The 206-nt window shown below is 39.8% G+C and carries 1 pseudogene; it reads right to left on the reverse strand.

Annotation, left to right across the window (positions count from 1 at the left end):
* Positions 1-206: pseudogene (locus ACQCV8_RS20290) on the reverse strand (RNA-guided endonuclease TnpB family protein); the annotation flags it as partial.

Genomic DNA, 206 nt, shown 5'->3' on the forward strand with positions numbered 1-206 from the left:
GAATGACAGAAATGTGATTGTCTTTTGCAAAATTGACGATTGCACGGCTCACCTTGTGGTCTTGGTCTTTCATCCATCGCTGTTCTTTATCATCCAATTTACGGATGGCATTGAGTTTTTTCTTCCTACCCAATGTTTTGCGTTTGGAACGGAATGTACGCTTCATGTATTTGTTTTGTCTACCGTTTCCAAAGAAACAAACCTTG

The sequence above is a fragment of the Metabacillus sp. 84 genome (assembly GCF_050107715.1).
GTDB lineage: Bacteria > Bacillota > Bacilli > Bacillales > Bacillaceae > Metabacillus_B.